General features: G+C 50.2%; 23 protein-coding genes. 15 read left to right on the forward strand and 8 right to left on the reverse strand.

All coding sequences use genetic code 11. From position 1 onward, the window contains the following. Nucleotides 1–95: 95 nt before the first annotated feature. Both SD10_RS10185 and SD10_RS10190 read right to left on the reverse strand, forming a co-directional pair. The gene (locus SD10_RS10185; protein WP_046573710.1) at nucleotides 96–1,538 is read right to left on the reverse strand and encodes an amino acid permease; all 1,443 of its coding nucleotides are present in this window, start codon (nucleotides 1,536–1,538) and stop codon (nucleotides 96–98) included. Between the two features lie 675 nt (nucleotides 1,539–2,213). Next, nucleotides 2,214–3,134, reverse strand: a complete 921-nt coding sequence (locus SD10_RS10190; RefSeq protein ID WP_046573711.1) for an ROK family protein — start codon at nucleotides 3,132–3,134, stop codon at nucleotides 2,214–2,216. 286 nt (nucleotides 3,135–3,420) lie between these two features. On the opposite strand from SD10_RS10190, the gene SD10_RS10195 reads away from it, so the two are divergent. The 4 genes from SD10_RS10195 to SD10_RS10210 all read left to right on the forward strand — a co-directional run bounded on the left by SD10_RS10195 (nucleotide 3,421) and on the right by SD10_RS10210 (nucleotide 6,582). Continuing rightward, entirely contained in the window at nucleotides 3,421–3,888 is a 468-nt protein-coding gene (locus SD10_RS10195; protein ID WP_046573712.1) for a redoxin domain-containing protein, read from the forward strand. A gap of 192 nt (nucleotides 3,889–4,080) precedes the next feature. Next, nucleotides 4,081–4,845 (forward strand): SAM-dependent methyltransferase, encoded by a 765-nt coding sequence (locus tag SD10_RS10200; RefSeq protein ID WP_046573713.1) that lies wholly within the window; start codon nucleotides 4,081–4,083, stop codon nucleotides 4,843–4,845. Nucleotides 4,846–5,051: 206 nt separating this feature from the next. Beyond that, a complete protein-coding gene (locus SD10_RS10205) occupies nucleotides 5,052–5,645 on the forward strand; it encodes a TetR/AcrR family transcriptional regulator (RefSeq protein WP_046573714.1) in 594 nt (197 codons plus the stop codon). 73 nt (nucleotides 5,646–5,718) lie between these two features. Continuing rightward, on the forward strand, nucleotides 5,719–6,582 hold the full coding sequence (locus SD10_RS10210; RefSeq protein ID WP_046573715.1) for an SDR family oxidoreductase: 864 nt from the start codon (nucleotides 5,719–5,721) through the stop codon (nucleotides 6,580–6,582). 99 nt (nucleotides 6,583–6,681) lie between these two features. On the opposite strand, the gene SD10_RS10215 is transcribed toward SD10_RS10210, so the two are convergent. The 3 genes from SD10_RS10215 to SD10_RS10225 all read right to left on the reverse strand — a co-directional run bounded on the left by SD10_RS10215 (nucleotide 6,682) and on the right by SD10_RS10225 (nucleotide 9,444). Next, nucleotides 6,682–7,551 (reverse strand): YitT family protein, encoded by an 870-nt coding sequence (locus SD10_RS10215; protein ID WP_046573716.1) that lies wholly within the window; start codon nucleotides 7,549–7,551, stop codon nucleotides 6,682–6,684. A 92-nt stretch (nucleotides 7,552–7,643) separates the two neighbouring features. Then, nucleotides 7,644–8,552, reverse strand: a complete 909-nt coding sequence (cysK, locus tag SD10_RS10220) for a cysteine synthase A (RefSeq protein WP_046573717.1) — start codon at nucleotides 8,550–8,552, stop codon at nucleotides 7,644–7,646. Between the two features lie 46 nt (nucleotides 8,553–8,598). Then, nucleotides 8,599–9,444: a serine O-acetyltransferase gene (locus SD10_RS10225; RefSeq protein ID WP_046579322.1), complete on the reverse strand. Its 846-nt coding sequence runs from the start codon at nucleotides 9,442–9,444 to the stop codon at nucleotides 8,599–8,601. 263 nt (nucleotides 9,445–9,707) lie between these two features. On the opposite strand from SD10_RS10225, the gene SD10_RS10230 reads away from it, so the two are divergent. From SD10_RS10230 to SD10_RS10245, 4 genes are all read left to right on the forward strand, one after another. Then, the gene (locus SD10_RS10230) at nucleotides 9,708–10,949 is read left to right on the forward strand and encodes a PQQ-dependent sugar dehydrogenase (RefSeq protein ID WP_046573718.1); all 1,242 of its coding nucleotides are present in this window, start codon (nucleotides 9,708–9,710) and stop codon (nucleotides 10,947–10,949) included. A 116-nt stretch (nucleotides 10,950–11,065) separates the two neighbouring features. Continuing rightward, nucleotides 11,066–11,554, forward strand: coding sequence for a methylated-DNA--[protein]-cysteine S-methyltransferase (locus SD10_RS10235; RefSeq protein WP_046573719.1), 489 nt, complete (start codon nucleotides 11,066–11,068; stop codon nucleotides 11,552–11,554). A 17-nt stretch (nucleotides 11,555–11,571) separates the two neighbouring features. After that, entirely contained in the window at nucleotides 11,572–12,627 is a 1,056-nt protein-coding gene (locus SD10_RS10240) for an MBL fold metallo-hydrolase (protein WP_227699188.1), read from the forward strand. An 87-nt stretch (nucleotides 12,628–12,714) separates the two neighbouring features. Beyond that, nucleotides 12,715–13,383 (forward strand): SRPBCC family protein, encoded by a 669-nt coding sequence (locus SD10_RS10245; protein WP_046573720.1) that lies wholly within the window; start codon nucleotides 12,715–12,717, stop codon nucleotides 13,381–13,383. A gap of 95 nt (nucleotides 13,384–13,478) precedes the next feature. On the opposite strand, the gene SD10_RS10250 is transcribed toward SD10_RS10245, so the two are convergent. Continuing rightward, nucleotides 13,479–13,979 (reverse strand): GNAT family N-acetyltransferase, encoded by a 501-nt coding sequence (locus SD10_RS10250; RefSeq protein WP_046573721.1) that lies wholly within the window; start codon nucleotides 13,977–13,979, stop codon nucleotides 13,479–13,481. Between the two features lie 67 nt (nucleotides 13,980–14,046). On the opposite strand from SD10_RS10250, the gene SD10_RS10255 reads away from it, so the two are divergent. Further along, entirely contained in the window at nucleotides 14,047–14,631 is a 585-nt protein-coding gene (locus SD10_RS10255; protein ID WP_046573722.1) for a Uma2 family endonuclease, read from the forward strand. Between the two features lies 1 nt (nucleotide 14,632). Here SD10_RS10255 and SD10_RS10260 read toward each other — a convergent pair whose 3' ends face one another. Both SD10_RS10260 and SD10_RS10265 read right to left on the reverse strand, forming a co-directional pair. Next, the gene (locus tag SD10_RS10260; RefSeq protein ID WP_046573723.1) at nucleotides 14,633–16,531 is read right to left on the reverse strand and encodes a TlpA disulfide reductase family protein; all 1,899 of its coding nucleotides are present in this window, start codon (nucleotides 16,529–16,531) and stop codon (nucleotides 14,633–14,635) included. Between the two features lie 127 nt (nucleotides 16,532–16,658). Beyond that, nucleotides 16,659–18,125, reverse strand: a complete 1,467-nt coding sequence (locus tag SD10_RS10265) for a sodium:solute symporter (protein ID WP_046573724.1) — start codon at nucleotides 18,123–18,125, stop codon at nucleotides 16,659–16,661. Between the two features lie 113 nt (nucleotides 18,126–18,238). Here SD10_RS10265 and SD10_RS10270 point away from each other — a divergent pair, with 113 nt between their 5' ends. From SD10_RS10270 to SD10_RS10295, 6 genes are all read left to right on the forward strand, one after another. After that, the gene (locus tag SD10_RS10270; RefSeq protein WP_046573725.1) at nucleotides 18,239–18,517 is read left to right on the forward strand and encodes an ATP-dependent Clp protease adaptor ClpS; all 279 of its coding nucleotides are present in this window, start codon (nucleotides 18,239–18,241) and stop codon (nucleotides 18,515–18,517) included. Nucleotides 18,518–18,618: 101 nt separating this feature from the next. Further along, a complete protein-coding gene (gene recR, locus SD10_RS10275) occupies nucleotides 18,619–19,230 on the forward strand; it encodes a recombination mediator RecR (protein WP_046573726.1) in 612 nt (203 codons plus the stop codon). A gap of 227 nt (nucleotides 19,231–19,457) precedes the next feature. Beyond that, entirely contained in the window at nucleotides 19,458–20,153 is a 696-nt protein-coding gene (locus SD10_RS10280) for a superoxide dismutase (protein ID WP_046579326.1), read from the forward strand. 151 nt (nucleotides 20,154–20,304) lie between these two features. Beyond that, entirely contained in the window at nucleotides 20,305–21,261 is a 957-nt protein-coding gene (locus SD10_RS10285) for an isopenicillin N synthase family dioxygenase (RefSeq protein ID WP_046579327.1), read from the forward strand. An 83-nt stretch (nucleotides 21,262–21,344) separates the two neighbouring features. Next, nucleotides 21,345–22,547, forward strand: a complete 1,203-nt coding sequence (chrA, locus tag SD10_RS10290) for a chromate efflux transporter (RefSeq protein ID WP_046573727.1) — start codon at nucleotides 21,345–21,347, stop codon at nucleotides 22,545–22,547. A 43-nt stretch (nucleotides 22,548–22,590) separates the two neighbouring features. Next, nucleotides 22,591–23,064, forward strand: a complete 474-nt coding sequence (locus tag SD10_RS10295; RefSeq protein WP_046573728.1) for an FKBP-type peptidyl-prolyl cis-trans isomerase — start codon at nucleotides 22,591–22,593, stop codon at nucleotides 23,062–23,064. The last annotated feature ends 4 nt before the right edge of the window (nucleotides 23,065–23,068 follow it).

Below are 23,068 nucleotides of genomic sequence, written 5' to 3' on the forward strand. Positions count from 1 at the left end.
GCGAAATTAACCGAATCTGCCATCTTTTGACTAGACAAACCCGTTTAATCCATTTATCCGGCAGTCTGTTGGCCATTGGTAAGCACTAAAGTGAGTTAGGCAGCCGGCGTGTGCAGTTTACTCCGTTTTTTGCCGTAAGCAAAATAAATGACCAGGCCAATGGCCAGCCAGACTACCAGCCGGATCCAGGTGTCGGCCGGGAGTGACAGCATCATGAGGGCGCAGGTCAGAATGCCCAGAATCGGTACTACCGGTACCCAGGGCGTTCGGAAGGCGCGGGGCGCATCGGGCTGCTGTTTGCGCAGAATCAGCACACCCAGACAAACCATGATGAACGCCAGTAACGTGCCAATGCTCGTCATTTCGCCGACCACCCGTATGGGCACAAGGCCCGCAAAAAGGCTGATGAAAACGCAGAGCAGGATATTGGATCGCCAGGGCGTTTGAAAGCGGGGGTGAATATCAGAGAAGGCGCGGGGTAGCAGTCCATCTCGGCTCATGGAAAAAAACACCCTCGACTGCCCAAGCAAATCCACTAAAATAACAGACGTATAACCGATCAAAATGGCCAATATAATGGCCTGACTAAGCCAGCCATAAGGTGTTTTTTCAATGGCGATGGCCACCGGAGCCGCACTGTCCTTGAACTCGGTATAATTCGCCAGACCCGTCATGACATACGCGAACAGAACGAACAGGATAGTGCAGACAATCAGCGAACCCAGAATGCCAATGGGCATGTTGCGTTGTGGATTCTTGGTTTCCTGCGCCATTGTGGCCACAATATCGAAGCCAATGAATACAAAGAAAACGACCCCGGCACCCCGCAAAACGCCACTAATGCCAAACTCGCCAAACACACCCGTATTGGGCGGAATATAGGGTGAATAATTGGCCGGGTCGATGTACTGCCAACCCAGTGCGATGAACACCAGAACAACCAGCACTTTCAGACTCACAACAATGGCGTTGAACACGGCCGAGCCCTGCGTACCCCGGATAATAATCACCGAAACGGCCACCACAACCAGAACCGCCGGCAGGTTAATGAACCCGCTGACGACAGAACCATCGGGCATCGTCAGCGTTTCGAACGGCGACTGCACCAACTGTGGCGGCAAGTGGATGTCGTATTTGGCCAGAAAGCGCGTCAGGTATTGAGACCAGCTAATGGCGACTGTAGCCGCTCCCACAGAATATTCGAGCACCAGGTCCCAGCCGATGATCCAGGCAAACAACTCACCCAAAGTAGCGTAGGCATAGGTGTAGGCACTCCCGGCCACGGGAACCATAGCCGCAAACTCAGCATAACACAAGGCACTGAACGCGCAGCCAATGGCTGCTACGACAAACGAAAGAGTAACCGCCGGGCCAGCATGATTGGCGGCTGCAATGCCCGTGAGTGAAAACAAACCTGCTCCAATAATAACCCCGATACCCAGGGCCACCAGATTAAACGCACCGAGCGAACGCTTCAGGGTTGACTTACCGCTTTCGTCGGCTTCCTGCCGTAGCAGGTCAAGAGATTTTATACGCATTAGAAATTGATGAAGAATACGCGACCAGCAAAGCAGTCAGATCAATGGCTGCTCACCAGCATAAGGCCCTACATATAGGCCGGCAGTAGTTAATGTTGTGTGTAATGTACACCAACAGCGATCAGTGATGCAATTAACCAAAGTAGAAAGAATGCTCTCGAATAAGGATTGAGCGGCATATCGTCGGTTTCATCACTTAAAAATCGGGAATTCGTAGTCGACCGTTCTAATGCTTTGCCCAGGTACCAGTAAGTCGGCTTGACTACGGCTAAAGGATGCGTATTTATTGAAAAGGAACGAACCTTGACGCGTCTGTTGCTGATGATCACTGTCATTGGATGGCTTGTTTTAGAAACAAAAACAATATTATAAAGTCTATAGGCTTTATAGTTTGATTTAGAACAAGTAATCCGCCCCCTGGTGGGAGGGCGGATTGGGAGCAAAGCTAGTTACCCTTGCCTATATTTCAAATAATTATGTGTTTTTCGGTTTAGCACCCCCGCAACTAGCGTTACTTACGGAGCTGTTTTACCATTTACGTAAACTTTTTGTCATTCTAACGCAGGAAGAATCTTAAACTATCTCCGCTTACACCAGGAAACCTTAAGATTCTTCCTGCATCAGAATGACAAAAAAACACGATCTGAATTCGGTTCTAGAAGGTTAAAATATGATTTATAACAACGCAGCCCCGAAAACGCCTGCACTGTCCCCCAGTTTGGGTTTTAGGAATTTGGTGTTGATCTCCCGGCTGTTGAAGACATATTTCTTGGCCCGTTCAACGCCTTCCGTATACAGCAAATCCACATTACCGACCCCGCCACCCAGAACAATAGCATCCGGATCCAGAATATTGATAATAACGGAAACGGCCCGCCCAAAGTACTCGAGCATTCGGTTTACGGTTTGGCTCGCCATCAGGTCGTTTCCCTCCTGATACCGGTCCATGATCTCCTGCATGGTTCGTTCCTCTCCGCTCAGTTGTTTATAATAACGTTGGAGCGCCGGGCCTGAAATGACCTGCTCATTGCAACCGGCTTTGCCACAATAACAGGGGTAGCCGTTTTCTTCCAGAATATTATGACCCCATTCGCCACCGATGCCCTGCAAGCCATTCAGCACGAACGGCACCCCATCGCGTCCCCGTATAACGACCCCTCCGCCAACGCCGGTCCCCATGATAACGCCGAAGACGGTCTGGAAATCGGGGACAACATCAGGCACGATTCCCATGGTGGACTCGGCCAGGGCAAAGCAATTGGCATCGTTGGCAACGGAAACAGGTACGCCCAGAAGCCGGGCCAAATCCTGCTTCATCGGTTTACCATTCAGCACCGTTGTGTTGCAGTTTTTCATGGCCTGACGCGCTGGATCGAAGGAGCCCGGTGTACCAAACCCGATTCGGTCGGGTTGAAGGCTGGTTTCGGCTTTCAGCATGTCGATAAGCCGACTAATCTGACTCATGATATGGTCATAGCCTTTATGCGCTTCGGTGTCGATGCGTTTACGAATAATGACAGCGTCGGGCGAGGGAGCGGATAAAATAACCCCCTCGATTTTGGTGCCGCCCAGGTCAATACCCCAATAGTTTTGCATTTACTAAAAAAATAGGTGAAGTTAATTTAGGATGGTAACTGCACTTGATTTATAGCCTCAAGGTTGTTGTTTATACTCGTTTATTGAGAATCGACCAACGGGTTAATGAGACAAAGATGATGGCTCTTGGTGCTTGCAGTGTTCATATATAACCTGATTTATGACAAATTGGCTAGTTTTACCATCGCTTTTCCTGAATTTTGTCGTCAACATAAACTCCAATTTCAGGAAACTGGAAAGATTCTGTTTCAAATCAACATGCATTAAGTTAAAATCAAAAATAAGTATGCTTACACCTGGCCAAAAAGCTCCCGAGTTTTCGCTCTATAGCGCTGATAAAAAGGAAGTTACCCTGTCAACGTTTAAAGGAAAGAATGTCATTATTCTTTTCTTCCCAATGGCTTTTACGAGCGTCTGTACAGCTGAGCTTTGCGAAATGCGGGATAATATCAGCATCTACTCAGCTCTGAACGCCGAGGTATTGGGTATTTCAGTCGATTCGCCGTTTACACTGGCTAAGTTTAAGGAAGAACAAAACCTGCCGTTCGATTTATTGTCTGACTTCAATAAAGAGGTTTCGCAGGCGTATGATACCTATTATGAAACCTTTGTCATGAATCTGAAAGGTGTCAGTAAACGTTCGGCCTTTGTGGTTGATCAGGAGGGTATTATCCAATACGCCGAAGTGCTCGAAAGTGCTGGTGACGTACCTAATTTTCAAGCCGTTCAGCAAACGTTAAACTCTCTCAACTAATATTAATCAAGCGAAAATAGTCAACCACAGAGGCATAAAGTGCACAGAGTTGTAAAATGGAAATTACGAACCAATTACGGCTCTGTGTTCTTTGTGCCTCTGTGGTTAGTGATTTTTATTAGGAAGTCCTGTCATTACGTATCATTTCTTGTAGGGCTTTAGCTCCAAGTCAAAGTCCTAATCCGTTATAAAATGGCCTGGTATCATACTTTTTTTCATGGATTGCCGCAGGCTGCGTGGAAGGCTGCCCAAACCGAAGAGCAAACGCACCTTGACCTGGAATTGCTCGTGGAAACACTCGATTTTGGCCCCGATGACCGATTGCTGGATGTTTTCTGCGGTTATGGTCGGCATGCGCTGCCGCTGGCCCGCATGGGCGCTCGTGTGACGGGAGTCGATATTTCGGAAGAATACATTGCCGAACTGGAAGCCGCCGTCAATGCCGAAAAGCTGCCTTTGGTTCCCATAGCTGCTGATTTCCTGGCGATGCCGGAAGCCGACCTCGGGGCGCCAGGCTCTTTTGACGGGGCTTACTGCCTGGGGAATAGTTTCAGTTTTTTTCCCAGACCCGACATGCGCGCTTTTCTGACACGCATTGCCCAACTGTTGAAGCCAGGGGGGCGTTTTCTGGCGCATACTGAAATGCTCGCCGAATCGGTTCTGCCCGATTACCAGACCCGCAATTGGCAACCTGTTGGTGAGGATGGCGAGGAGCCAATTCTATTTCTGGTGGAGAATGAATACATTCCGATGGAAAGCCGAATTGATGCACACCTGACCTACGTGCGGGCTGGCCAGACACAGACCCGTATGGCACAGCATTTCGTGTATACCCTGGCCGAACTTCGCGGCTTGTTTGTTGACGCAGGCCTTACAATTCTCGATTGTTACGGTACAATTGATGGTGAACCATTTGCGTTTGGCGATGAAGCGGTTTGGATCTTAGCCAAGCGATAATAAGTACCAATTGATAGTTGGTATATAATTATGTTACCTAAAGGCAATTAATAATTATTAGATTAATCTTTTGATTATCAATATGTTATATATTTTATTTAATTCTGTTTTTAACTTTTTTGAGGGTTGTTGTATTATTTCGGTATAAATCCGTAGTTTTCAGTCGATATAACACCGTTAACTGAAGATCGATCGCCTGAAATTGTATGGAAACTATCGAACGCAAGCCACGTAGTCGAGAGCAAGCCCGTTCCGGTATCTTGAAAACGGCTAAGACAATTGCCCGTCGGGAAGGCTGGCAAGCCGTTTCGATTCGAAAAATAGCCGACGCCATTGAGTATAGCGCGCCTATTGTCTACGAATATTTTGATAGCAAGGATGTTCTGTTAGATGAGATACGGAATGAAGGATTCCGGCATTTAGCCCAGGAATATGAGCGCATCTTAAAACTTTACCGCGATCCTGAAAAGCGACTTTACGAAATCTCCCTCGTGCAGTGGGAGTTTGCCCGTCATCAACCTGAGATCTATCAGGTGATGTACAATCTGGATGGCGCATATTGTACACTCCCCGTGTATCAATCGGAAGCCATGCAGGCTGTGAGCCGGATTGTCCGTGAAATTATTTTCTCCTTTATTCCCAAAGCGGAAGAAAGTATCAAACGACTTTATTTTCAGTGGTGGTCGGTATCACACGGGACAATTATGCTGGCCATGCTCCTGAAGAACGAACAATCCCTCGATCAGTCTGAACAAATTTATCGGGAAACCATGCGTCGTTTTGTCCGTGATTTGCGGTAGCCAGCGCGAAGAAAATTCGCTGACCCTTTTGTAAAGAGCAAGCTTTCTCCTGCACTACCCACCCCCATATCTCATGCAAATTGCCGTGATCGGCGCAACGGGAATGCTTGGTCAACCCGTTACGCGCGAACTGATCTGGGCTGGTTTTTCGGTGCGGATCATCGCCCGTGATGTCGAGAAGGCACGACGGTTTTTTTCTGATACAACCGTTATGGCCGGTGATCTGAACAACGTTGAGAGTCTGGTCAACGCATTGAGTGGGGTAGAGGTAGTTTATCTGAACGCATCTATCCGACAGAACGAAAAGAAGGACCATTTTCATACCGAAGACCAGGGCTTGCTCAATCTAATTCAGGCAAGCCGGTTGGCGGGTGTTCGCCGGATTGGCTACCTGTCATCAATCATCATTCGGTATCAGGGCATGAATGGGTTCGACTGGTGGGTATTTGAGGTAAAGCAGAAAGCGGTGCAACTCATTAAGGAGTCAGGAATTCCATACAGTATTTTTTATCCGTCCTGCTTTCTGGATTCGTTGAATGGTACCCAACGGCTGGGCCGTTTTGTACTGATGGTTGGTCGGCCGGCCGTTAAACCCTGGTATATATCGGCCCGAGATTATGGAAAACAGGTGGCAAAGGCGTTCCGGCTGGCGCAAGGTGAGCAGAATCAGGAATACACCATTCAGGGGCCGGAAGCTCTTACCCAGCATGAAGCTGCCAAACGGTTTGTGGCGGCTTATAAAAAGGAGAAGCTGGTTGTGCTGACAACCTCTCCTTTCCTCCTGCAACTGGGGCGCTTGATGTCTCAGCAAGCCGACTATGGCCTGCATATTACAGAGGCACTCAATAACTACCCGGAAGTTTTCGAGGCCGCCCGGACCTGGGCCGATCTGGGCAAACCCCTAACGACGGTGGAACAATTTGCTGCTCAGGTCTGAGGACTGAATGGCCTAAGCACCACCTGCCCGGCGTTGTGGGAGAGAAATCCATCATAACTAAACCAGCACGTAAATCAGGCCGTAGCTATATGGAGTTGATCAGTGCATGGGCAAACTTTTGACTTTGCCACCCGACACATCATCGACGCTGTGCTGGATGATGAACGCTTTTGGATCGACTTCGGTTACCATGCCCCGTAATCGGCTGATTTCAAGACGGGTAACAACGGTATAGAGCACGCTGTCAAGATCCTGATGGCTCCCATGTTTCCCGTAGCCACCCTCGCCTTTCAGGATCGTTATACCCCAGCCTTGTTCAATGATGTGTTCCCGGATCAGGGCATTTTGCTTCGAGATGATCAGAACGGCCGTATATTCTTCGATACCGTGAATGACAAAGTCCACTGTTTTGGAGGCTGCGAAGTACGTAATCATGGAGTAGAGCGCTGGGTTTATTCCCAGAAAGAAAGCAGCCGCACCGAAAATAAGTACGTTCAGAATCAGGATTACATCACTCACTTTCAGAATTGGGCTGCTCCGGCTAATAAGCAACGCTGCGATTTCCGTTCCATCCAGAACAGCTCCCCCGCGCATGGCCAGCCCAATGCCGGCCCCAATGAAGAAACCCCCAAAAACGGCCGTTAGCAGTAAATCAGGTGTAACATCCGGATACGGAATAACCGCCAGACTGATGGACAGCCCGGTAATCGCGAGCGTACTTTTCAGCGCAAACTGCCTGCCAAACTGCCGATAGCCAAGGCCTATGAAGGGTAAATTGATGACCAGAAGCCAGATCGGTAAGGGTACGTTAACAAGCGACGCGAGCAGCATCGAAACACCGGTGACGCCACCATCAATAAAATGACTGGACAGCAGAAAGCCCTTGATGCCCATGCCGGCACTGAGTACGCCAGCCACAATGAAAACAGTATCTTTAATGAGTCGATAAGTAGGTGAGTTTCTAAACATAAGGTCGAGTAGTTAGAAAATAGAAAATCAGTAGAGCGAATAAAGAGTGTGTTTACTCGCTCTACTGATTAAGGATAACCAGGCGTACTGGTTTAATACAGCCCGTCTATGGAGAGGTAGCGTTCGCCGGTGTCGTAGCAGAAGGTTAGAATCCGGCTTCCGGGGGCCAGGTCGGGCAATTTCTTGGCAATAGCGGCCAGCGAAGCACCCGACGAAACACCAACAAACGTTCCTTCTTCCCGCGCCGACCGGCGCGCCATTTCATAAGCTTCGTCTTTGCTTACCTGAATCACACCGTCCAGGACGTCGGTATGTAAGTTTTGAGGAATGAAACCTGCACCGATGCCCTGGATAGGATGGGGGCCAGGTGAGCCACCGCTTATGACGGGTGAGAGTTCGGGCTCTACGGCATAAACTTTCAAATTCGGAAATTTCTGCTTGAGCACCTGCCCGACAGCGGTTATGTGTCCGCCCGTGCCAACTCCCGTAATCAGCACATCGAACCCATCGGGGAAGTCAGCCAGGATTTCCTGAGCCGTCGTATTGATATGAATGTCGATATTTGCCTGGTTTTCAAACTGTTGGGGCATCCATGAGCCGGGTGTTTGGGCCACCAGCTCATGCGCTCGCTCAATGGCTCCTTTCATACCTTTCTCACGGGGCGTCAAATCAAACTTTGCCCCGTAAGCCGCCATGATTTTACGCCGTTCGATGCTCATAGACTCGGGCATAACCAGAATGATTTTGTAGCCTTTCACGGCGGCCACCAGCGCCAGCCCAATGCCGGTATTCCCCGATGTTGGCTCAATGATCGTGCTATCCGAAGTCAGTAATCCTTTTGCCTCGGCGTCATTGATCATGGCTAGCGCAATCCGATCTTTTATACTCGCACCGGGGTTTGTCCGTTCCAGCTTGGACCAGACTTCAAAGCCGGGAAACAAACGATTTATGCGAACGTGAGGGGTATTGCCAATCGTATCGAGAATGGAGACAGCTTTCATGGAAAAAAGAGTTGTGCCTTGATAACCGGCTGGCTATCAGGATAAATTAAATAACAAAATTGATGGGTTCCGACGCTTCGAGCGATTTCACCCGAACATCGGTTTGGTGCTGATGGAATACCAGCGAGTGGGCTTCCACGCTGTTTGTAAGCCAAACGTTACCACCAATGACGGAGTCGTGCCCGACTACAGTATACCCACCCAGAATGGTCGCGTTGGCGTAGATCACCACGTTGTTTTCGATGGTCGGATGTCGCTTTTTCTGAGCCATCGATTTAGCCACATGCGTGGCACCCAGCGTTACACCCTGATAAATCTTGACGTTATCCCCGATGATCGTTGTTTCGCCAATAACCACGCCTGTCCCATGATCAATGAAAAATGATTTGCCGATCTGGGCACCGGGGTGAATGTCAATTCCCGTCTGGCCGTGGGCATATTCCGTAAGCATGCGGGGTAGGAGAGGCACATTAAGTTTCAGCAACTCATGGGCAATCCGGTAGACCGCAATGGTGTAAAACCCCGGATAAACGGCGACAACTTCTTCAATACCAACGGCCGCCGGATCATTGTCGGCAATGGCGTGCGCGTCGAATAGCAGGTTATCGTAAATGCCGGGTAACTGCTCGAAAAAACGCTCGGTAATGACGACTGAACTTTCAGCCAGATTCTTTTCCAGCGGGTGTAACAGACAAACAAGCTGCTCATTCAGATTCTGGTAAGTCTCCTCAACATGCTGTGAAATGGATTTGCATTCCTGCGTAACGGGGAAAAGCAAGCGCATCAACTGGTCGATAAAACGCCCTGCATCGGGTCGGGAGGGAAGCTTGTAGCGATAACGCGCTCGTTGAGTCTGTAAATGATCGAGAAAGGAACTGGTTTCGGTAGTCATATTAATCATTATCTGGATCGGAATCGTAAGAATGAGCCATTAGTACTATAGCGTTGAACCACCGGGCCGCCGATGCGTCGGCGGTCCGATGCGGTAGAATTTTTACCCCGTTTTGTGGAATCACTACACTGATTAGCTATGTGTTAAACGTACGGTAGACCGTTTTAAGACAACAGTTTCATTGATTTTTAAACAAAAAGCGGGCCGCAAAGTTCGGCGGCCATTCCTGGAACCTGATTTGCAAGTGTAAAATAGGTAAACTAATGAATCAACTTATTATGCTCAGTAAAACTATCATTGCGTTTTTGATTTCACTGACGGCTACGTCGGGTGTCGCCTGGATTGTGGCGGCCGCCTGCCAGTCATCGAGTCAATTGAACTCAATGACGCCGGACTCCACAGGTAGCAATACAAACGCCGGTACTTTAGCCGCCAAGGTTGTTAATGCGTATCCAAAATTGACGTTCTCGTCGCCCGTTGAATATACACATGCCGACGACGGCACAAACCGGGTCTTTGTCATTGAACAGGAAGGTAAAATTCGGGTATTTGATAACGATCCCAATACAGCCACAGCCGGTACGTATCTGGACATTCGCAATAAGGTCGCATCGGGTGGCGAAATGGGGCTATTAGGTCTTGCCTTCCACCCCGACTTCAAAAAGAATGGCTTTTTCTACGTCAACTACACCAAGGACAACCCACGCGAAACAATTGTAAGCCGTTTCAAGGCGTCGTCGGCCAATGCGTCGCAGGTTGACCCGGCTTCCGAGGTGATTCTGTTTCGATTTGCACAACCCTACGCGAATCATAATGGTGGCAAGACCCTGTTTGGGCCCGATGGGTACTTATATGTGTCTACTGGCGACGGCGGCAGCGGGGGCGACCCACAGAACAACGGACAGAACAAAAGCAGCTGGCTCGGCAAGATTCTGCGTGTCGATGTGAACAGCACCGAAAAAGGGAATTATGGTATTCCGGCTGACAATCCCTTCAAAGGAAACAGCAAAGGCTATCGGGAAGAGATATTCGCTTATGGCCTTCGCAATCCATGGCGGGTTAGCTTCGATGATGAAGGCCACTTATGGGCGGGCGATGTTGGTCAGGACAAGATTGAAGAGGTGGATATCATCACGAAAGGCGGCAACTACGGCTGGCGAGTCAAAGAGGCCAATGCCGATTTCAACGCAAAGGATAATGTCGTGAATGAGGCCGAGTTAATTCCTCCTGTCTATCAGTATAGCCACAGTAAAGGCGACGTCTCCATTACGGGTGGCGTTGTCTATAGAGGGTCGGCCAACCCGTCGCTTCGCGGGAAGTATATTTTTGCCGATTATGCCAGCGGGCGCGTATGGGCGCTAACCCCAAACGGGAATAAAACGGCTACTGCGCAGGAACTTATGTCACGAGCTGGGGCTATTTCGGCCTTTGGTGAAGACCAGAAAAAAGAGATTTACCTTTGTGATTTAGGCACCGGAAAGATCCTGAAACTGGTTGGGAATTGATTTGCTGTTGGATAATTGAACCTACAGCAAGTGAAAAGGCATCCATAGTCCAGGCTGTGGGCGCCTTTTTCTGTATATTGATACGCTGTTTCAAGTAGAATGTTCCCGTTTGCTAAATGACCACCGTTTTTGAATCACCACTGGGTTTAGTTCGTGTTACGGGCGATGAAGAGGGTGTTTCGGTTATCTCCTGCACGGAGGTCCCGGCCGACAAAACCACGCTGGATATTCCGTTGCCGACACCCGTCGAACAGGCTGTTAATCAGCTAAAAGCTTATTTCGCCGGGGAGCGACACACGTTTGACTTTCTGATGAAGCCGGTTGGTACGGCTTTTCAGCAGTCAGTTTGGCAGGCCTTGCTGGAGGTCCCGTTTGGGACCACACTTTCCTATCTGACTCTGAGTCGGCGCATCGGCGACGAGAAAGCGATTCGGGCCGTAGCAGCAGCTAATGGCCGCAATCCACTCTGGATCGTGGTACCCTGCCATCGCATAATTGGTTCCGATGGGTCGCTGACGGGCTACGCTGGTGGACTATGGCGTAAGAAATGGTTGCTGGAGCATGAAGGCGCCTTTGCCCGGTCTGGTCAATTATCGCTGTTTTGATCTATTCGACGTAAATTATGATTCAGTACCTGATGCCTACAACCTTATCATTCCTGGCACTGTCGAGCTTGCTCTTCACCATATCGGCCTGTGCACCCCGGTATAAAGGTCCGATCACGGATCATTTTAACGGCAAGAAATTTTTCAATCCGGGTATGCCCGAACGCACATCGGGTGGTGTGTTGAAGTGGTTGCTACACCGCGATAAAGGACCCTGGCCGGAGCAGCCTGATGCCTTTGTGGGGGCTCGGCCTGCCACGCGTGTCGAGGGGAATAGTCTGGTACTGACGTTTGTCAATCACTCCACGTTCCTCATTCAAACGGCGGGGTTAAACATTCTCACGGACCCTGTCTGGTCAAAACGGGTAGGGCCAACATCGTGGTTGGGCATTAAACGGAAACGACCGCCGGGGCTTCGACTGGAGGAGTTGCCTCCCATTGACGTGGTCTTACTGAGCCATAATCACTACGACCACCTTGACCTACCGACGATCAAAAAACTGGTCAAGGCACACAATCCGCTGTTCGTGACCCCGCTCGGCGTGTCCTATTTGCCCCGCTCGGTCGACGGACGTATTGCGCAGGAGCTTGACTGGAACGATACCTTACGAGTGAATGATAACCTTTTGATCAGTTGCACACAGGCTCAGCACTTCAGCAATCGGGGTATTGGCGATCGGGAGGAAACGCTCTGGTGTGGCTACCTGCTTCATACAAGTTTCGGGACCACTTACTTTTGCGGGGATAGTGGCTACGGTCCTCATTTTAAAAAGATCGCTGAGCAGGCCCAAAGGTCAACGACCGGCCCCATCAAACTGGCCCTGCTGCCCATTGGGTCCTACCGACCCGAGTGGTTCATGGCTCCCGTTCACGTTTCGCCAGCGGGCGCTGTGCAGGCTTTTGTTGATTTGAGGGCACCACAAGCCGTAGGTATTCACTTTGGCACTTTTCAGCAGGGAGATGATGGCCTGGCCGAACCTGCGGATGATTTACGGAAAGCATTACTGGCGGCAAAAATTCCAGAAAACCAGTTTCTGGTGCCGAAAGAAGGGCATCCGATGGTGTTTAAGTAGCCTGACGTATCCAACAAAACAGGAACGGCAACGTTAATTAACGTGAACAGGTAGTCAGTACTATTGATGAACAGACGCAAATGCTTTATGAAGTTATTTCGGTTAGGATGCTATCTGACATTGGTGATTGGTAGCTTCGGTTTCCCTCTGAAAGCGGTTCGGGCGCAGGCGCAGGAAAGCTGGCGTTTGGCAAAAGATAAAGATCAGATACAGGTTTATACGCGCAATATACCCGGTAGCCGGTCGACCGAGTTGAAGGTCGAATGTACTATGGCTGGTACACAGAGTCAGTTAGTAGCGCTGCTATCCGACATTGCCAATTACAAGAACGTTATCTATAAAACGAAATCCGCGCGCTTGATTCGGCGGGTAAGCGAAACCGAGCTATTGTATTATGTTGTCACCTCCGTACCCTGGCCTGTGAGTGATCGCGACATGAGTGTCCAGTTGACATTTGCGCAGGACCCAGCCTCCAAAGTGCTGGAAGTGAAAGGGGTTGGTGTGCCTAACCTGGTGGCTGCTCAACCCAATACGGTACGCATCGCCGACTGGCTGGCCATCTGGAATGTTCGGCCTATAAATAAACAACGAATGCAGGTAACCTACACCTGCCGACTTGATCCGGGGGGCGATATTCCTGCCTGGCTCGATAACGTAGCTGCGGCTTCGAGCGCCTACCAATCGTTTGTCCTGATTCGAAACAGCTTGTCTTTACCGCGCTATCAGGGAAAAACCTTCGCCTTCTTGAGTAATTAAGATGAAACGGCCTACACACAACGGCCCGGAAAATGCAATAAAGGATATTGATCCCCATGTTGCATGCTCCGGGCCGTTGTGGGCAGGCCGTTTCTTTATAGCTTCTTTTCGTACGCCAGAAAACGTAGTCCTGGCCGGAAACTAAGGGCGATTTCGCCTGCATATCGATAGCCAAGCTTGGGGAAAAGCTTTTGTGTAATCTGGTTCTCCGAGTTCGTATCTATTCGCAGATAGGCGATGCCGCGTTCCAGTGCCACCTGTTCAGCCTGGTCCAATAGGGCGGCTGCTACACCCCGCCCCCGGAAAGCCGGGTCGACCGCCAGCCGATGAGTGACAATCGCGCGCTGGTTCAGGTCAAAGCCCACCTGTGCGTATTCGGGTTCCTGGTCCTCTGTAATGGCCGCTACGCCCGCCAGTAATCCATCGATAATGGCTACCCAAAGTTGATTCCTGGCAATGTCCGCTTCGAATACGGCATGATTAGGGTAGTGGTCATCCCATTGGAAATTACCGGATTGACGCATCAGGGGAACAACGTGGCGGATGAGGTGCATCAGCGCGGGTAAATCAGCAGCCGCGGCCAGGCGAACAGTCATTGGAAGTGAATTGTTAATTTAGCGCAAATACGGTATTTTGCCGATAGTTAACTAAACAGAAACCGTTATGGAACTGGAATTTCCGGTAGTGCTTAAGAAGCTGGAGGTGATGACGGACGATGAATTCTTTGCATTCTGCCAGGCAAATGATTCGCTCGAATTAGAACGTGATAAAAATGGAAATATAGTAATCGTGTCACCAACAGGCTCAAAAACAGGCTTGCGTAATGTTACGCTCGTGGGCGAATTATACGCCTGGAACAAATACCATGAATTCGGGTACGTTTTCGATTCATCTACAGGCTTTAAATTGCCTAATGGAGCAACCCGTTCCCCGGATGTGGCCTGGATACAGAAAGACCGCTGGGAGGCAATTCCGGAAGAACAACAGGAAAAATTTGCCCCCCTTTGTCCTGATTTTGTAATCGAACTTCGTTCGGCCAGCGATGACCTGACCTATCTCCAGAATAAGATGGAAGAATACCGGGAAAACGGCTGCCAGTTGGGCTGGTTGATTGATCGGAAAGGCCAGCAAGTGTTTGTGTACCGCCCTGACCAGCCAGTTGAAACAATCGCTACGTTCACGCAAACTCTAACGGCTGAACCTGTACTTCCTGGCTTCACATTTGACTTGACGCTGTTAACTCGTTGAGTTATTTCCCTTCTTTCAGCATCTCCACCACCATACTCAGCTCATTGACCGTTGTTTCGGGGTTGCCGGAATAACCGATCGTTCGGTAGCGAACACGGCCATCGGGTCCAATGACAACTTTAGTTGGTATGCCCTGTACTTTGTACGCGTTCGATACTTTTTGCTGCGTATCGAGCGGCACGACGAAATTGTAGGTATTCTTGTTCATGAAGTTGTGCACGCGCTGCACCGGCCCGCCTTCGCGCGTGTTGACAAACAAAAACCGAACATTCGGGTCGCTCTGAAACCGCGTTTGGGCCTGTTGCATGGCCGGAAAGGAAGCTATGCAGGGAACACACCACGTCGCCCAGAAGTCCAGCACAATGACCTTGCCCTTGAAGGCCGACGACGAGATGGTTCGGCCCTGCAAATCGGTTAGCGAAAAGGCTGGGGCCGGTTCGTTGATGAGCAGTTGCTGAAGTTCGTCCCGTAGGTCGGCTCGCAGATCGGCTTCCAGATTGGTCAGATAGGCATCCGCTTTGGCAACGGTGTTGCCGGGCTGTTTGGCGTACCAGTCGCGGAGAGCCGTTTTAAGACTAGGCGTCGCTTTCCCGATTTGAACCGCAGCCTCGGCCATCGGCTGGGCTTCGGCCACATGGTTTGTCCGCAGGGCGCAAAGAAAATAACGTTCTGTAACCCGTGGGTCGCTATTCTCGATATCATCGGGGTTGATAAACGCCTGATAAAGTGGGTAAGCTTCCGTGTACTTACCCTGTTGTTCCAGCGTTCGGGCGTAGGTGTTCAACAATTGCCGTTGCCGGGTTTGCTTTTCCGTTTCCCAGTTTCCCACCGCCGTTTTGGGCTTAGGCTGTGTTTTCAGCACATCCATTGCCCGCTTGATCAACACTTCAGCTTCGGGTAAGGAGCGTCTTTCGTCGGCCAGTTGAAAAGCCATCGTATTCAGCATCAGCGCGTCAATATGCGATGCAGGCTGTTGATCCACAAACGTGATCAAGCCTTTAATATCGTTGTTTTTAAAGTAACCATCGGTCATCAGCACCGTCAGGGCGGGCAGGTACGACGAGGTAGGGAATTCCGTCAGAAAAGCTTGATAGGCTATTTTCTTACGGGTCCAGTCCGACTCATTGCGGATGGCCATGGACCGGTCTTTCTGCACCAGTGAGCCCGTTGGCTCGATCAGTTTCTGGCGTTCGCGCAGGGCGTTCGCTTTCGGGAAGTCGCCCATGCTTTCATACAACTGGGCTGCTGTGGTCAGTTCGGCACTGGTTGGCGTTGGGCGGGAGGCCAGGTAAGATTCGATGCCTGCTTTTACTTTCGGACCGTAGCCGGGCTTTCGTTGCTTCACCTGAGCGGCCAGGAGGTCTGACCAGTATTGCGGGCGAAGGTCTGGGTTTTGCAGAATTTCGTGTTCGTAGAGCGTCACCACCCAGTTCGGGTCATATTTGGCACCTGCTTCATAAATAAAATGACTCCGGGTAAATACAGAAGCTTGCCCGCCGGTTGCGTGCGGAACCGGCCGACCTGTGGCATCGCAAACTGGAATGACGTACAACTGCCCTTTGTTCAGGTCTGCGCGTTTGGGTTGTTTGCTGTTCCTGAAAAGAAGCATCAGGCCTGCCACCTCCCGTTTGGGCAGCACCAACTGACCAACATACTCATTGCCAACGCGTGTCAGCGCTACACTTGTCGGTTGACTCAACTGCATGGCATTAGGGGCACCGTAACGCACATAGCGCCCTTCAATCGTGCTGTCGGCAGCCAGTGGAGTCGTTTGGGGCGAGTACGTAAACGATACCACTTGCCCAAGCTGCGGCTGTTCGGGCGAGAAGCAGAATTGCGCTCTGACAACGGGTATGGCCAGCATAACCAGAAGGAATGTAACGAAAGAGTTGGTCTTCATAAAAAAGTTGAGTTCACCGCTGATCGGTTGTAAACGAAGATACGGGGGAAGAAAGTAAGCGCGAAAATCTTTGTTGTATTTGTTACTTCTCCGATGGCGCTGAGGGCTTATCTGCGTAAGAAATAGTTTACACGGCTATAGCCTCTGCTTCTTTGATAACTGGTTTGGAGACGGCCCACAGCCCAATAAAGGTAAATAAGCCGTTCAGCAACAGCCGCTCGAACCCAAACTGGTAGCCACCAAACCAGGCCGCCGAATGCTCGTTGACATAATAGGTTAACAGGGGCGAGGCCACGCAAATCCAGGGCACAAACCGATCCATAACCGGGCGTTTACTGAATATGCCAAAGGCATACAATCCCAGGAGTGGGCCATACGTGTAGCCCGCGATGTCAAAAACAGCCGTAATGACTTCTTTACTGTTGACTTGCCGGAAAATAATAATGACGACATAGAACAGGATAGAAAAGCCAATGTGAACGATGTGCTTGATACGGGAGCGCTCGGCTTCCGGTCTGTTTTCGACATTCATAAAGTCTACACAAAACGAGGTCGTCAGGGCCGTCAGGGCAGAATCGGCACTGGCGTAGGTGGCGGCTGTAATTCCCAATAAAAACGTAATGCCGACCAGCAGGCCGAGGTGATTTAAGGCGAGCGTTGGATACAGGTCATCCGTGCGAGTAGGAATCGCGATGCCTTCCCGTTGGGCATATACGTACAAAAGCACGCCGAGCGACAGAAACATGAAGTTGACGAAGACAAGGGTAACCGTAAACCAGAACATATTTTTCTGCGCTTCGCCAATGTTTTTGCAGGTCAGGTTTTTTTGCATTAAATCCTGATCCAGACCCGTCATGACAATGGCAATGAACGCCCCGGAAATAAATTGCTTAAAGAAGTTTTTGGGGTCGTTGGCATCCCAGTAAAATACCTGCGACATCGAATTGTCCTTCACCGTTCGGACCAGATCGCCGAATGAGAATCCTAATTCTTTCGAAATTAAGACAATGGTTAGTACGACGGCCGTAACTAGAAACACGGTCTGTAGTGTGTCGGTCACAATAATTGTCTTAACCCCCCCTTTGAAGGTGTAAATCCAGATTAAGCCGATAGTGATGAGGACAGAAACCTCAAATGGAACGCCCAGGGGCGTAAACAGGGCAATCTGAAGGACGCCAGCGGCAACATAGAGCCGCACCGCCGAGCCCACCGTGCGGGCCAGCAAAAAAAAGCCCGCTCCGGCTTTATACGACCAGAATCCGAAGCGTTTTTCGAGATACCCGTAAATAGAAATCAGGTTCAGCCGGTAGTAGAGCGGCATCAATACAGAACCAATGACAAAGTAACCGACAATGTAGCCCAGCACCACCTGAAAATACGAGAAACCGATTTTGCCCACGGCACCCGGTACGGATATAAACGTGACGCCCGACAACGACGTACCAATCATGCCAAAAGCAACTAACCACCAGGGCGACTGCCGGTTGGCCGTAAAAAAAGCATTGGTATCAGCTCCTCGGGCGGTGTAGAACGAAACGGCAATCAGCATCCCGAAATAAGCAATCAGAATGACTAAAGCGAGGGTGGTATTCATAGAGAATCAGGCAACTTTTTAAGCCAAAATCGGGTTCTTTTAAAGCACGGCACTGGTTTTTAAAAGTGCCCATTTTGCCGTAAATTTGCTAAATAAATACCATATTATCTCCTATGCAACCTTTTGAAGAAACCGGTGTGGACGTACTCGACGAAGTTGTTGAAACCGATGTCCATAACCTCGTAGTCTTCAACGACGAAGTCAACACGTTTGAGCATGTCATTGAAACGCTGATTGACGTTTGCGGACATACGGCCGAACAGGCTGAGCAGTGTACGCTGCTTATTCACTATAAAGGCAAATGCTCCGTCAAGAACGGCTCATGGGAAGAACTTGTGCCAATGCGCAACGAAATCTGCCGACGCGGCATCAGCGCGGAGGTGTTGAATTAAAGAGTGAAAGAGCAAATGAGTGAAAGAGCGCGGGCCGCCGGTGCGAAGCTCATTATTCACTCCTGGGCTCTTTCACTCATTCGCTCTTTCACTCTTTATTAATGGAGTATCCATCTAAGCTTATAGAAGACGCAGTGAACGAGGTGTCGAAGCTGCCAGGAATCGGGAAGAAAACCGCTCTCCGGTTGGTGCTGCACCTGCTCAAACGGGATGAAGAACAGACCGAAACGCTGGCCCAGAGTCTGACGGCCATGCGTACCAAGGTTAAGTATTGCCGCAAATGCCATAACCTATCCGACCATGAGTTATGCATGATTTGCGCCAGTAACAAGCGTGATCAATCCATTATTTGTGTTGTCGAGGACACCCGCGACGTGCTGGCTATCGAGAATACGGCACAGTATAAAGGCCTTTATCATGTGCTGGGTGGCATTATCTCGCCCGTAGAAGGTATTGGTCCAAGTGATCTGCAAATTGATTCACTCATTGCCCGGTTGCGTGGTGAGGAAGGCGAACAGGTCCGCGAAATCATTCTGGCCATCAGTCCCACGATGGAAGGAGACACGACGGCGTTTTACCTTCAGAAAAAACTCAAACCATTCAATCTCAAAATCTCGACCATTGCTCGCGGCATCCCGATTGGGGGCGACCTCGAATATGCGGATGAAGTCACCCTCGGACGCAGCATCGTAAGCCGTATTGCTTACGATTAATGGTTGATGAAATGAAGTAGATGGTCCGGCGTTTTGACCGGGTTGCTGGATTAATTTTAGGCCGCGACCAGCCCGAAACGCCGGACCGTTCGATTTCGGATACAAAAATCTCCTTTCTTTGCGTCTCTGACCTTTGGTTTATTGAACATTCGCCTATCTGGGCTGTTCAGTTTAAGGACCAGTATGGTCTCAGACGCTTTTTTGTTTTCCCAAAAACCAACATTCGCATGAATCGCTCCGAGTTTTTGAAACTAGCCTTCGGTGCCTCCGCCGGTTTAGTTGCCTTCCGCTCATTAGGATTTGCACCAGCTCAGGCCGAAGGGCCGTTCAAACTGGCTCCGTTGCCTTATGACGCAGGTGCGCTTGAACCACACATCGACAAGATGACCATGGAAATTCACCACGATAAACACCACAAAGCGTATGTTGACAACCTCAACAAAGCCGTTGCGGGAACGGATATGGCGAAGATGGATATTGACGCGTTGGTGAAAAGCGTGAGCAGCACGACGCCACCGGCCGTTCGAAATAATGCGGGTGGGCATTGGAACCACACCTTCTTCTGGAACATCATGGGTCCGAACGCGGGTGGGGCGCCAAAGGGTGCTCTGGCCGAGGCCATTAACAAAAAATACACGTCGTTCGATAATTTCAAAACCGAATGGGGCAAAGCAGCAACCGGCCGCTTCGGCTCTGGTTGGGTGTGGTTGATCAAGAATGGCAATGACGTTGAAATCGTTTCGACGCCAAACCAGGACAACCCACTGATGGCACTGGCCGAGAAGAAAGGAACCCCTGTACTAGGCCTCGATGTCTGGGAACACGCCTATTACCTGAAATACCAGAACCGGCGCCCGGAATACGTTACTGCCTTTTGGAATGTAGTCGATTGGAATAAAGTCGGCAAGCATTTCGGGGCGTAATTTAGTGACCTATGCAGAGACGCAACCCTTTGCGTCTCCTGTGCCGGATGGTTTTGCTGACGCACAGGAGACGCAAAGGGTTGCGTCTCTGCATAGGTACGCACCGGCAGATTTAACAATCTTTCGTACTTTTGTGAAAATTGTTGATGCCATGGCAGGAGAAGAATTATATAACGAAATACCATCGCTGGATTTGGCGGATTTTACATCCGGTGATCCCGACCGGAAAGCGAAATTTGTGCAGGATTTAGGCCGGGCGTTTAATCAAATTGGCTTTGTTGCTATCCGAAACCATGGGTTGACCACTGAGTTGACAAAGCGGCTTTATGAGTCGGCACAAGCCTTTTTCTCATCGCCTGATTCGCTCAAACAGAAATACGAACACCCGGAATTGAACGGACAGCGGGGCTATATCGGGAAGGGGAAAGAAACGGCAAAAGGATTTAAAGTAGCTGATCTGAAAGAGTTTTACCATATCGGTCAGCCGGAGCCGGAAGGCGATATGCCTGCCAACGTGCTTCCTGAGGAGTTTCCTGAGTTCGGCGAAGCGACCGTGGTTGCCTATCGTACACTCGAAAACGCAGGCAAGCAACTCCTGCGGGCGATTGCCCTTTATCTGGAACTCCCCGAGACGTATTTCGATGATAAAGTAAGAAATGGCGATAGTATTCTGCGGGCCTTACACTACTTTCCACTTGACCCTGACTCAACGCCTGACGGCGCCGTACGGGCCGCTCCTCATGGCGATATTAATCTGATAACGTTATTGATGGGCGCATCGGCCGATGGGCTGGAGGTACTCCGGCGCGACGGAAAGTGGATCGGTATTACGGCCCTGCCCGACCAAGTTGTTGTGAATGTTGGTGATATGCTCGACCGGCTCACCAACCATAAGTTAAAATCGACGATTCACCAGGTAGTGAACCCGCCCCGGGAGAAAATGAATCAGTCGCGGTATTCGATTCCGTTTTTTATGCATCCGCGCGCTGAGATGGACCTAACCAGCCTGGACAGTTGCATTGATGCCCAACATCCGAAGATATACGTGGATATGACGGCTGGCGAATTTTTGAATGAACGGTTAATTGAGCTTGGTCTCAAAAAGTAGCTATCTTCATGGTGAGGATTGATGGGCCTGCTCATCCACAAGATTGTGTACGACCAATCAATCCTCGCAGATAATCGCCACCTATGCTGCCTTACCTGTCTACTGTTCAGCCCGTTCGCCGAATCCGCATTTTCATCTTTCTGAAAGATGTGCTGATTTTGGCGCTAACGACGTTTGGCGGACCACAGGTTCACCTGGCCATGTTCTATGAGCGGCTCGTGCTCAAGCGACGCTACCTGACCGAAGAGGAGCTACTGGAGCTGAATGCGCTGGGGCAAGTATTGCCGGGGCCAACCTCTACCCAGACAATTACGGCTATCGGGTTCAAAATTGGTGGACCCAACCTTGCCTATCTGACACTACTGATTTGGGTCTTGCCCGCCGTAAGCATCATGACGGCCGCCGGAATGGGTATCTATTATCTGGAACAGCAAAAATTGTCCCTCCAGTTTGTCCGCTTCATTCAACCAATGGCTGTTGGGTTTATGGTGGTCGCTGGCTACCGAATCGGGCAAAAAGTTATCAAGAACAAAATTAGCCTGGCATTAGCCCTTGTCGCTGCGGTGGTGGCTTACGTATTCCGGTCGCCGGTTATGACACCGATTGTGCTCCTGGTTGGTGGGCTGACAACCGCCCTGACGTATCAGCAACAGGAGCGAATGACGAAAAAGCCCCTGCATGTGCAGTGGGCTAATTTTTTTCTGTGGTTTGGGGTGTTCATTGGCGCTGCCACATTGGGGGCCTATACGCAGTTGCTACCCGTTCGGTTGTTCGAGAACTTCTACCGGAACGGTAGTTTCGTTTTTGGCGGGGGGCAGGTGCTGACGCCCATGCTCTATAATGAGTTTGTTGCTTTCAAACACTACCTGACTCGGGAGGAGTTTTTGTCGGGACTTGGGTTGGTGCAGGCAGTGCCAGGACCCGTTTTCGCCTTTGCTTCTTACATTGGTGCCTTGTCCATGCGTGACGCTGGTCTGAGCGGCCAGTTTTGGGGAAGCTTCATTTCTACCGCTGGCATTTTCCTGCCCGGCACATTTCTTATCTTCTTTGTTTACCGCTTTTGGGAGCAGTTAAAGCGCTACCGCGTCGTGCGGGCGTCGCTGGAGGGCATCAATGCGGCCAGCACCGGCCTTACGGCAGCGGCTGCCATCGCTCTTTTCGAACCCATGGCTCCCTACTGGCCATCAGTGGTGGTGGTGGTCCTAACGATTGGGGTTCTCTTATACACCAAAATTCCGCCTTATGTACTGATCTTTATTGGCTTGGTTGCCGGGGTTATACTATAGAAAAGCTACACATGCCTGTTGCGCGGGCAGCTAAACACAGTTTATGAAGAAATTCACATTTGCCCTGTTTTTCTGGGCGCTCGTTGCTGGCGGTTGTCAACAAGCCGACCAGCCCTGCACGGAGACAGTCGTATCAACGAAAGCACCGCAGGAGGAGACCGCTTCGCTGAAACAATATATCGAAACCAATCACATACCTGCCAAAGCCGATGACCGTGGGTTTTATTATACCATCGAGTCACCCGGTTCGGGAAATAAACCAACGGCCTGCTCCAACGTGACCGTTAACTACAGTGGTAAACTCACAAACGGAAAAACCTTCGACAGTGCTTCGGGCATCAGCTTTAACTTAAGCCAGCTCATCATTGGCTGGCAGGAAGGCATTCCTTTACTTGCCCCTGGTGGTAGCATTACACTTTACCTTCCGCCAAGTCTGGCCTACGGTTCGCAGGAGCAGGGGGAAATTCCGGCAAATTCAATCCTGGTTTTCAAGATTGACCTCGTTAAGGTCAACTAAAGTG

It is taken from the genome of Spirosoma radiotolerans (genome assembly GCF_000974425.1).
Taxonomy (GTDB): Bacteria; Bacteroidota; Bacteroidia; order Cytophagales; family Spirosomataceae; genus Spirosoma; species Spirosoma radiotolerans.